Below are 12,351 nucleotides of genomic sequence, written 5' to 3'. Positions count from 1 at the left end.
AAATACAAGGCTTGAAATAATCCGGCAATACCTATTTATAGGGATTTGTGGTAGGGGTATTCTTGGTCAGTTGTTATCCACCGGTTTCCCTAAAATTTTCCGGATGTGTTGCTCTAAGATGTGGTAAGCCGGTTCTGCCATAGAGCCGTGCCCGTGTCCGTCTATCTCGTAGAGGTAGGTTTCGGCATGTCCGGTCAGTTTCATCATCCGCCACATGTAGGCGTTCTCTTCGTATCGTCCGAAAAGCTCGATGTTGCGGTCTCCTGTAATCAATACCAAGGGAGGAGCGTCTTTCCGGACATGAAAGAGTGGGGCATACTCATCAATGGTCGGTTGCAGGTTTCCGATGCCTTTCATGTCCCGATAGGCGAAATGGCTGATCATCTGTCCGCTGAACGGGATGAGTCCTGCTATCTCATTGGCATCGGTCTGATAGTTGGCGAGCCATTTCTTATCCAAGCCTATCATGGCGGTCAGATAGCCTCCTGCCGAGTGTCCCGATACGAAAATCTTCCGTTTGTCTCCTCCGTATTTCCCGATTTCGAGGAATACCCATGCCACGGCTGCCGCTGCATCATCAAGGCATTCGTTGATTTCCACTTTGGGAAGCAAACGGTAGTTGACGGCGACAAGCACCATGCCCTTTTCTTTCAGTTTCCAAGGGAAAGACTTGTTGCCTTGTGTCAGTCCGCCTCCGTGAAACCATACGACAACAGGACACTTAATCGTTTCATGGTTTTTGTTGAATTATTAGAAACGCAGATTTTCGCGGATTAACGCAGATTTATCAGATAATTAAAATGATAATCTGCGAAAATCTGTGTTAATCTGCGTTTCTGAACTGACTGTTTGTATAAACTTTAAAATCTAAATTGAAAATCTGTGTAATCTGTGGTGAAAAAGTCAGAAGCGTTCGATGACCTCCATGCACATGCGGCCGTTGTGGTAAGGACATTTCCAGAATCCAGCCTTGTCATCGCGGCGGTTTACGGTGCCGTCGGGCAGGAGGCTCCAGTGCCATTCGCCGTGTTCGCGGTCTATCAGTTTCGTCTTGATGAACTCCCAGCAGCGGACGGCGGTGTCGAGAGCTTCCGTGTTGCCGAAGTGTTGGTAGAGGTTGATGTGTCCTACTACGTTTTCCGCCTGTACCCACCAGTGCAGTTCACGGTCTATCTTTTGTTTGTCGAGGAAGTTTTCGTATATCATGCTTCCATCGGGATTTAGTCCTTCATCGGCGGCTTGAGCTATCCGGATGATGAGGGGCTCTATCCGTTTCAGCAACGCCGGGTCGCCCAGTACCAATGCCGCTTCGTGGATAAGCCATGAGGCTTCGATGTCGTGACCGTACGAATAGATGCGGTATTTGTTGGTCCAGTCTTCTTCGAAGAACAGGTTGAGGTGTCCGGTCTGTGGGTCGAGGATGCGGGTGATGAATACTTCAATCAGGTTCCGTAGCTGTCGTTCCAGCTGTTCGTCCTTCCATACGCGGTAGAGGTTGGTGTAAGGTTCCAGGATGTGCAGGTGCGTGTTCATCGTTTTCTTCTCGTTCTCGTCCTTGTCGCTCAGGCGCATGTCCCCGATGGGTTGCCAGTCACGGGTCAATGCTTCCACATATCCGTTTTGTTCGGAATCGAAGCTATGTTGTTCGATGACATCAAATAATTGTTGGGCATACGCCAAGGCTTCTTCATCACCTGTAGCACGGGCATATTCGCTCAGTCCGTAAATAGCGAAGCCGATGGCATAGATTTGTTTTTTCGTATCAAGCGGGTTGCCCTTGTAATCCAGTTCCCAGTAAATGCCACCGTACTGCGGGTCGTAGAACCGGTCTATCAGATAGCGTTTGGCACGGGTAGCTGTTTCTAAGTATTCGGGTTTCTTCAGCAGGCGGTAGGCAGACGAGAACGTCCACAGGATGCGTGCGTTCAGTATTGCGCCTTTCGATGCTTCAGGTTTCAATTCGTCTTCGCCGGTGATTTGTCCGTAGAAGCCGCCTTCTTCGTTATCTTCCATTTTGTTCATCCAAAACGGAAGGATGTTGTTTTCAAGCTCGGAGCGCATTTCGTTCCGAAGCTGGTTGATAAGTTGATTCATATTTATTATTTACGATTTGACTATTTACTATTTACGATTTGGCGATAAATAGTACCTTGTAAATCGCCAAATCGTAAATAAAGTTAGGATTTCCGTTTCTCGTTCAGCTTGCCGATGATTTCCTTCATCTTCTGTTCGCCCAAGGGATAGCCGATAACGAAGAGCATCGAGACGAATGCTGCAGCTCCGGGCAACCAGCTGAGGAACAGTTTGATGCCGTGGATGGTCTCGGCACTCTGTTCGGCATTGGCTTGGAATCCGAAGTAGGAGAGCAGCCAGCCCGTTACTGCCGTGCCGATTGCCCAGCCGAACTTCTGGCTCATCGACGAGGCACTGAAGATAAGTCCTGTAGCGCGGTTTCCGCTGCGCAGTTCCGAATAGTCGGCACAGTCGGCATACATCGACCACAGGAGCGGAAAGATGCTTCCGGCACAGATGCTGATGAGGCATTGGAAGATGAATATCCATACCAGGTCGCTGCGGTCGAACCAATAGAAGATGATGCTGAGTGCGGTGGCAAGGAGCATGGCGATGGCAAAGGTGTTTTTCTTGCCTATCTTGTTGCTGACCGGAGCCGCCAAGACTACGCCGATGATATTGGCAGCCTGGCCTACGGAGAGGAAGAGTCCGCTCAGCACGAACGACATCCCGAAAAGCGTGATGACGTGGAAGTCTGATTCCACGATGTAATATTTGAAGTAGTACACCGCCGCTCCGTCGCGGATGGAATTGAACACCAGCGAGGCGATGCCGGCTCCGAACAGAATCCACCACGGGCGGTTATGGAAGAGGTCGTGTATGTCATCCTTCAATGAGCTTTTCGCTTCCTTGATAGGTTTTACCCGTTCTTTGGTCCACGAGAAGCAGCCGAAGAAAAGCAAGACGCACATTGCCGCAATGACCATTACAGCCATCAGCCAGCCATGTTGTTGGGCGGCAATGTCCGAACTGTGTCCGCTGAAAGCATTCGCCATGGGCATGAACAGCAGCAGGGCGATGAAGCTGCCGATGTAGGCGAACATCATGCGGAAAGTAGAAAGCGTGCCGCGTTCTTTCGGGTTGGGGCTCATGACGCCTAAGAGCGAAGCGTAGGGCACGTTGATGCCCGAATAGACCATCATCATCAGCGAATAGGTGATGTAGGCGTAGACTAATTTACCCGCTTCGCCGAAAGGAGGTGTATAGAAAGTCAGTATGCCGATAAGTCCGAACGGGACGGCAAGAAAGAGCAGGTAGGGACGGAACTTCCCCCAACGGCTCGACGTACGGTCGGCGATGATGCCGATGACAGGGTCGAACACCGAGTCCCACACACGGGTGACGAGGAACATTGTGCCCACCATGGCTGCCGGAAGTCCGAATACATCGGTATAGAAAATCATCAGGTAGGCTCCGAACAGCTTCCAGAACATCGAGGAAGCCATGTCGCCCAGCCCGTATCCGATTTTTTCTTTGAGTTTAATCATGGTTATTAAGTAGATGTTGAGAATTAGTTTATATAATCTGTCGGCTCAGAAACGCAGATTAACGCGGATTAGCGCGGATTCTTTTAATTTACTATTTTTCGATTTACGAAGTACGATTTAAAGCTCAAATAGTAAATTGTCAAATCGTAAATTATGCCAATCAGGAGTTAAAAGAGAGTTATAGGGAGTTATCGCCCGCCAGTGCGGGCTGGGAGTTAGATGCCAATACCTCTTGCACCGCTTTCAGAAGCAGGACTATTGGCCTTTAACTCCTGAACGAAGTGATAACTCCTGTGAAACATAACTACGTTTAACTCCTGATTCGCATAAATTACAATAATCTGCGCTAATCCGCGAAAATCTGTGTTTCTGATAATATCATTAATTTTGCATACTTACTTATTTGTTTAGCTGAAAGAGGAATGAAAAATAGATGCCCCACTCTTCATTCCTCATTCTTAATTATTCATTTCCCAAGGTTCTTGTCAATGAGCCGTTTCAGCGTTTCTACCGAAGCGGTAGTAGTCAAGCCGTCTTGAGGCGTGTTCATGCAGTAGTCTACCAACTTGTCGATGGTAGATACCGCAACGTGCATCCGCGTGTCAGAAGAAGCATAATAGATGTACACCGTGCCGTCGTCATCGGCAATCCAGCCGTTGGTGAACAATACATTTGATACATCGCCGATGCGTTCTTCACCTTCGGGAGCCATGAAGTAGCCGCCCGGCGAAGCGATAAGTTCGCTCGGGTCTTCCAAAGAAGTCATATACATATATAATACGTAGCGCAGCCCGGCAGCACATCCGCGTACTCCGTGAGCCAAATGCAGCCAGCCTTTCGGAGTCTTGATAGGATGCGGACCCTCGCCGTTCTTCACTTCCTTGATGGTGTGGTAGTAGCGGAGGTCGATGATTTTCTCTTCCTTCACTTCGGCATGCGTGATGTCGTCAATCAGTGCCCAGCCGATTCCTCCGCCGCTTCCGGCATCGATGAATCCGTCTTGCGGACGGGTGTAGAGGGCGTATTTGCCGTTTACAAATTCGGGATGAAGCACCACGTTACGCTGCTGGCTCTTCGATTTCAGGTCGGGCAGGCGTTCCCATGTTTTCAAGTCTTTGGTGCGGGCGATGCCTGCAGTGGCTGTAGCAGAAGAGAGGTCGCCTGCCGGAGCATTGTTGTCATGGCGTTCGGCACAGAAGATACCATATATCCAGCCGTCTTCGTGAGCCGTGAGTCGCATGTCGTAGATGTTGGTGGCGGGGATAACGTCATCGGGCATGGTTACAGGGTAATCCCAGAAGCGGAAGTTGTCTACCCCGTTGGGGCTTTCCGCTACGGCGAAGAACGACTTGCGGTCGGCACCTTCCACGCGGGCTACGAGCAGGTATTTCCCGTTCCATTTAATCGCTCCCGAGTTAAGCACGGCGTTCATGCCGATGCGTTCCATCAGGTAAGGATTGGTTTTCTCGTCAAGGTCGTAACGCCAGAAGATAGGGGTATGCGCTGCGGTCAAGACGGGGTATTTATAGCGTGTGTACACGCCATTGCTTTCAGCTACAGGTTCGTTTTTACGTGTGATGAGTGCCTCGTGACGGGCAATGAGGTCTTTTACTTTTTCTTCGAATGAGGTCATAGTGTATGGTTGTTTATGGAGCCTCCCCTAAATCCCCTCCCTAACTTTATATATTTAAAAGTATTTAAATCTTCCCTTAGGGGAGGATTGGAGGGGATGGGTTTGTTATTATTTTTTTATATCTTTCGCGAAGAGTGTCTTTGGGTCGTTGTAGAACTTTACGAAGTCTTGTTCCGACATATGTCCCGGATAGGGGGCATAAAAGTGATTTTCCTTTTCGCGAGCATTGCGCCATACTAAAACATAGGATATAGGATAATCCTTAATCACAGGCAAAAGCGTACCTGTCCACCAAGTAGGATCGGGGATTCCTTCATAGCCCGTCTCAGTAATGGCAATAGGTTTGTTATGCGACTTACCTACTTCCTCAAGTACCGATAACGACTGACGCAAATCTGCTACAAATGACTTTTTGGCAGATTGGTATACATCAAATCCTAACACATCTATTACATCATCTCCCGGATAACGCTCCAGATATTGAATTGTGTCACTTAAACCTGAACTTGATGAATAAGTATACAACGCATTATCAACCCCTTTTGCTTGAAGAGAATCTACAGTCATACGCCATAATGTTTTATAATCTTTAGAAGAACACAACTCTTTCCCCCACCAGAACCAACTACCGGTATGTTCATGCCAAGGGCGAAACAAAATCGGAATTTTGGTTCCATCGGGAGTTTTTAAAGAGTTAATGAATGATGCAACATAGTCTAACCATCCCATAAACATCTTGTGATTATCATTACCTGGCAATATGGAATGTACCGTAGTACTATCTGATACATCCCATGCATCTCCGCCTGTTAAAGGATTACGAACATGCCAGCTCAAAGAAATAATTCCTCCTCGTTGATATTGATTCATGATTTCTTTTTTTATTCTACTAAAAGGAACTTTATCTAGATTTTGCGTATTCCCCAATTCAAGTTCCCCTAAATCAAAACTTATCACAGCAGGATAGTCACCGCATACATCCTTTACATCAGAGCGTCCTTCCTCTCCTTCCCAGCCAATTCCATAAAGCGTATCATCATGATGACCGAACATAAATTGGTGCTGACTTGATAATTCAACCAACTTCGCATATGTTTTCTGAGTTTCTTCTGTCACATTTCTTTGATAAATATCATCTGTTTTATAAGAACATGAACAACACAATGTCATTCCCCATATACATATACTCACCCTAGTAATATTTATTATTTTCATCTATAAACCATTCTAAATAAATTAACTCATTTTGAAAAAATCTACCACGAAAGATTAATTCGCCCACTCCCAATTTAATAAATCATCACTCCAAGCAATTCCTATCGAACTGTTTTTATCAAAATCTCCTTCTTCCTCTGTCAAAGGACCTGACGCATGAAAAAACATCAAATATTTATTTATTCCGTTAACTTGGGTCAAATCTAACACTGTTGCGGCTGTTACTCTTCCTTTACCCCAGTCCCAATTTTTTTGCCCAAGTGTTATCAGAGTTCCAAAATCTGTCCAATGTTTTAAATCACTAGATTTTTTCATGCCGATACCATTTTTAGGAGAATGAAACAAAATGTATTCATCATTAATAACCATTACACATGCATTCTCACCAGCTTCAACACGTCCCGAATAAACCCAATTCTTTAAATCATAAGAATAAGACATGCTGACTCCATCTTGCTTATAAAAGCACCACCATTTACCTTGAATATCTTTATCTTGAACCAAATAGGGATCTATCATTCTACCCATTTTATTGATAGGCATATCTCCTTTAAGTTTTAAAATCTCAGGATATGACCATTCCTCTAAATCTCTGCTTCTCATTGAATATATTCTAGCATCAGAATTTGCATAACGAGGCATTTGATCTACAGTATAATTAGGACGTGGATATGTCTGCAAGCACATAATCCATTCGTTACCAAACCTTATTACATTTCCTGGACTTGAAAAATTTAAATTCTGAGAACGAGGCGTTATGCATCTAGGCGATGTCCACGTAACTAAATCTTTACTTTCAGATTGAGCTGTATATCCATAAATTGAATCTTTTTCAATTTTCATTACTGTATAAAATAAATAAAATGTATCATTATAAAATAATACCGCAGGATCTCTATAAGCAATAGAATCATTTCCTCTTAATACAATTGGAGATGAAATTTTATCCAAATCAAAACGTCCAATAGAATGCCCTGCAATAAAGCATAACGCATATATAATCAATGTAATCAATTTTCTCATAAATAATCATTAAAAAAAACAACATTCAAGATCCGCAAGCATTCTACAATATGTAAGATCAGAATATTAAAAAATGATTGCGGATTTTACATTAATCTATTTCGATGGATATCCTGGATTTTGTACAAATTCATCTTTATTCATAATATTATCCATTTCATATTGAGGTATAGGTCTAACATAATGAATATCTGATAACTGTCCATTCCCATAAAGATTACCATCAGCAGCAGATCGGGCATCTGGATTATATTTCAATGTCCTTTCCACTAATTTTCGTGTACGCTTAAGGTCAAACCATCTGATGAACTCACCACCCATTTCTAATGCACGCTCATCCAATATAAAATCTAGATCTATATCCGATTCATTAACAGCAAGTTTATCTTCGTACCCTGCTACAATAGCTCGTTCTCGTAAACTCCTTATATAATAAGCGGAAGTTCCATTGTCTCCCATACGCCATGCCGCTTCAGCCGCATTTAAATAAATCTCTCCTAATCTAAACATTATAACATCTTTATAAGACTTTTCATCTTTAGGAGCTAATCTTGTTGGATCTAAGAACTTTTTAAGGGTATTATAACACGACCGCCCATTAGGTTTAGGAAATCCCTCTTCATCATACATATCATTTATATCATTAATAACATAAGTTTTAAGATTCCTATCACCTTCATAGCTATATGGCAAACGAACTAAAATTGTATCACATTTCACGGTAACCTTTGATGGATTCAAATAATTGATAGACACATCATCATCGGATTTTAATTTGCACCAAGCCCATACAAAAGTACTAGCAAATCGCTTATCATATTTACCGAACCTAGACAAATACCATCGAGTAGGCATGTTACGCATCCACTCTCTTCCATACATGCAAGTATGACCTCTTGAATCAGGAACCAAAGATAAATCAACAGCAGATTTTGTATGAGGAGAGACCCAATATTTATGAGGATAAGTCTGATTGTCACTGGATAATCCCGTATTAAACGCTGTATTTGTTGTAAATTGAACAGCAAAAATAATCTCATCATTACGTTCATTATATACATCAAAAATATCATCAAGATTCTCCAGTAGACGGAAATTATAATTCTCTATTAAGTCTTCCGAAAGAGTTAAAACTTCTTGATAAACATCTTTAACGCTTGCATATCTATTATCTGCTAAATCAGACAATACACTTTGACCTGCATAATCATCGTACCCCGCCAATGCCAATAGGACTCTAGATTTCAATGCTTTTGCAGCAGCAATATGTACACGTCCATATTCCGTCACTTCAGCAGGTTCCGGCAAATTCTCCATTGCAACATCAATATCTGACAATATCAATTTGTAAAAATCTGATATATGTTTTTGTACGCCAATCGTAGTATATGTTCCAATGGGCAAAGCATCCACTGTATAATGGGCACCTTCACCCCAAGTCTCCACTATATAATAGTAATACCATGCTCTAAAAAAATGTAGCTCACCTATCATTACTCGCTGCTTATTAGCATTTGAAAATGGGATAGAGTTAATATTACTCAATGCAAAATTAATGTTATTAATGCTCTCATAAAGATAGCTCCAAAAATCTTTTATATATCCCTTACTAGGGAGCTGATTCGTATTATACCATGTTAAATCTTTTTCACCACTACCCGCATAAGTCCAAAGATCTGTACCCATCTCACCTAAGTCACACAAATATTGAATTACAGATCTGGAACTACCATATACCGAATTCACTAGGTCATTCATTCCTTGTTCCGTAGTTAAATAACTAATGCCTATTTTTCCTTTAGGATCTTCCTCTAAGAAGTCCGAACAAGAAATTAACGATACTAAAACAAGAAAGCAACAAATATATTTCTTCATATCATTATATATTAAAAGTTAATATTAAATCCGACAACATATGTACGATAAGCTGATATATCATAATTGGGTGCTTGAGGATCTATGTCTTTATCCGCACGCCATAAGTAAAATGGATTCTTCACATTAACATAAATATTAAAGTTCCGCATAAAAGATAGTTTATCAAACGTATATCCCAACGTAATTTCTTGAAGATTTAAATAACTGGCTTTCCTATATCCCATAACTTCAATATTATCTATAGGACCTTCCAAACGAATACTAGGATATTCATTAGTCGGATTATCAGGAGTCCAATAGTTCCCATATACTGCTTGAGGTATATAACGAGTTCCATTTAAAAAGATATTCTTTCCTAAAGCTTCCGATTCTAGCATATGACCAAATTTTCCTTCAATAGCGAAAGATAAATTGAAATTGTAAAAATTGAAGCTATTTCTCATGAACATAGACCATTTCGGTGTTTTTTGTCCTAAGATAATTTTGTCATGATCAGCATCAATAGCTTTTCCGTCCTCCGGATTCTGATCTTTAAATTTCAAATCTCCGACATTTGCATTATAAATTAAGGCTTCTTCTTTTTCATTCGCCTGCCATATTCCTATTTTCTCATAATCATAAATGACATTGACAGGATGTCCGATAAACAAATTCGAGCCAACCATATCCTCTTTTTCAATCAGGCTTGTAATTTCTTCCTTATTTTTATAAAAATTAAAATCAGTTTCCCACCTAAAATTCTTCATGTCAATGTTCACAGAATTGATAGCAACTTCTACTCCTCTATTTCTTGTTTTTCCTATATTCTGCCAAATTTCTGCAGAACCATTGATCATCGGTATATTCCGTTTCAATAACAAATCTCTTGTGTTTGTCACATAATATTCTACCGACCCTGATATTCTATTATTTAATATGCCGAAATCAATTCCAATATTATAGTTAGAAGAATATTCCCATCCTAAATCTTTATTGGCTATCGAACCTAATTTATAACCATAATAGTAAACATCTCCAAAATTATATGTGGTCTGAGAGGTCCCAGAAAAAGTCTGATATGGGTCTATTGCAGAATTACCAACAATGCCGTAGCTAGCTCTAACTTTCAAATTATTAATCCATCTTATTTTAAAGAATTTTTCTCTACTTATAACCCAAGCCGTCGACACTGTTGGGAAATACCCCCACTTATTTCCATCTGCTAAAACAGAAGACCCATCAGCTCTAAAGGCAAAATTGAATAAATAGCGACTATCGAAACCATATTGGAATCGGCACAAAAATGAAAGCAAAGACCATTTTTCATAGCCGCTGGCAATTTTTATATTTTCCGTTGCAGCTTGCAAATTCCAATCCAATAAATCCTCAATAGGAATAGATTCCCCTGACGCATCTTCATATGAAGTAACGCTCTTTTGCATACTAGAGACTAAAGTTGCATTTAAACTATGCTTATTTTTCTCAAACAAATAAGTTAATATATTATCCCAAGTAAAATTTTTCTCCAAAGTATGCTTCCTTTCCCCATAATTTTTTTGTCCATTTCCATCGAAAGAATTTTTTCCATAAAATCTTTCATAACCAGTATTAGCAATGTCAATGCCCACATTAGAACGCAACTTTAAACCCTTTAGGATATTTATATCAATATATCCGATATTAAAACTTCTGAACGTATTCGTTGAATTTTTATAAGGCTCATAATAATTCGCTAACAAATTCCACGTATTGTTTTGTCCTACTTTATACACAAGATTACCATCTTCATCAAAAGGTTGGGCTATAGGATCCACATAAACCAAATTAATGCCTCCAACTTTTGTAGCTCCTGAATTCGTCGTATTGGTAATTCTTGAATTCAATCCAAAACTAATATACTTATTTAATTTATGGTCAATTGAAACTTTCCCATTTATTCTATCATAATCATTTGTCTTATAATATCCTTCCTCTTTTCTATAGCCTAAAGATACCGCAAATTGAGTTTTTTCTGTGCCGGAAGATACGTTCAAATTATATTCTTGATTGATTCCATCCCTATAGATTAAATCCTGCCAATCTGCATACCGTCTATTCTTGATGATGTCTAAAGCATTCTCCCCATCAAGTGCAAATACAATATCATCTGAAGGGTATCCTTCTTCCCAACCACCATTTTGTGTTATTCTTGCTACATCTCTTCTATATTGCACATAATCATCTCCACTAATCATTTTCGGCATTTTAGCTTGATTAACACCAATATGCATACCAAATGATACTTCTGTTTTTTGAGCTACTTTTCCTTTTTTAGTAGATACCATTATAACTCCATTGGCTCCCCGGCTTCCATAAATAGCAGTAGACGCAGCATCTTTTAAAACTTCTATGGATTCAATATCAGAGACGGGAATATCATTAATTTCATCTCTTGGTATGCCATCAACTACATACAATGGAGTATTACTGGCATTAATGGATCTATTACCTCGAATTAGTATGTTTGGTGAAACACCGGGTTCTGTCGCAGCTCCAATTTCCACTCCTGCGATTTTTCCTTGCAAGGCCTCAATCGCATTAGAAGCAGGCATCGTATTCAATTTTTCACTATCAACAGAAGAAACAGCTCCTGTCAAGTCTGATTTCTTCATAACTCCATACCCAACCACAACTATTTCATCGAGTGCCTTAGAATCTTCTTCTAACACTACTTTCAATTTCTCGCGGTTCATATCTTGACTAATTTTTATTTCTTGAGAGATATAGCCGATATAAGATATTTGTAAAACAGAGCCTAGAGATACTTGAAGTTCAAAATTACCTCCCAAATCAGTAATAACTCCATTAGTTGTACCTTTTTCCACAACATTCGCACCAATAATAGGTAAACCATTACTGTCTATAACAACACCTTTGATCACATTAGCTCCAACATTGTTAAGATCTGTAATGCGATAGTCCAAAGCATCCAAAGATGATGCTAAGGTTACAGGTGCATGAGACAACACCACAGGAAAGCATATTACAGCAATCCAAAATTTTTGATTCAAATTGATTCTCATA

Annotated in this window: 7 protein-coding genes and 1 pseudogene; all 8 read right to left on the bottom strand. The window is 40.9% G+C overall.

The features are described 5' to 3' along the window. Positions 1-66 precede the first annotated feature (66 nt). Positions 67-732: pseudogene (locus H9625_RS06425) on the bottom strand (alpha/beta hydrolase); the annotation flags it as partial. A 171-nt stretch (positions 733-903) separates the two neighbouring features. After that, on the bottom strand, positions 904-2,094 hold the full coding sequence (locus tag H9625_RS06420) for an AGE family epimerase/isomerase (protein ID WP_191763498.1): 1,191 nt from the start codon (positions 2,092-2,094) through the stop codon (positions 904-906). 83 nt (positions 2,095-2,177) lie between these two features. Further along, complete coding sequence (locus H9625_RS06415; RefSeq protein WP_191763496.1) at positions 2,178-3,560, bottom strand: MFS transporter; 1,383 nt, start codon at positions 3,558-3,560, stop codon at positions 2,178-2,180. A gap of 466 nt (positions 3,561-4,026) precedes the next feature. Then, positions 4,027-5,193, bottom strand: coding sequence for a glycoside hydrolase family 130 protein (locus tag H9625_RS06410; RefSeq protein ID WP_087250059.1), 1,167 nt, complete (start codon positions 5,191-5,193; stop codon positions 4,027-4,029). 108 nt (positions 5,194-5,301) lie between these two features. Beyond that, the gene (locus tag H9625_RS06405; RefSeq protein ID WP_394354924.1) at positions 5,302-6,408 is read right to left on the bottom strand and encodes a glycoside hydrolase family 26 protein; all 1,107 of its coding nucleotides are present in this window, start codon (positions 6,406-6,408) and stop codon (positions 5,302-5,304) included. A 54-nt stretch (positions 6,409-6,462) separates the two neighbouring features. Further along, positions 6,463-7,431, bottom strand: a complete 969-nt coding sequence (locus tag H9625_RS06400) for a glycoside hydrolase family protein (RefSeq protein ID WP_191763494.1) — start codon at positions 7,429-7,431, stop codon at positions 6,463-6,465. 96 nt (positions 7,432-7,527) lie between these two features. Beyond that, positions 7,528-9,306, bottom strand: a complete 1,779-nt coding sequence (locus H9625_RS06395) for a RagB/SusD family nutrient uptake outer membrane protein (RefSeq protein WP_191763493.1) — start codon at positions 9,304-9,306, stop codon at positions 7,528-7,530. A gap of 11 nt (positions 9,307-9,317) precedes the next feature. Next, positions 9,318-12,350 carry a SusC/RagA family TonB-linked outer membrane protein gene (locus H9625_RS06390; RefSeq protein WP_191763491.1) on the bottom strand — a complete coding sequence of 1,011 codons (3,033 nt, stop codon included), beginning with the start codon at positions 12,348-12,350 and terminating at the stop codon, positions 9,318-9,320. Position 12,351 lies beyond the last annotated feature (1 nt).

The organism is Phocaeicola intestinalis (genome assembly GCF_014837065.1).
GTDB lineage: Bacteria > Bacteroidota > Bacteroidia > Bacteroidales > Bacteroidaceae > Phocaeicola > Phocaeicola intestinalis.
Note: the sequence above shows the minus strand (reverse complement) of the source record. Positions and strands in the feature narration are given on the sequence as shown.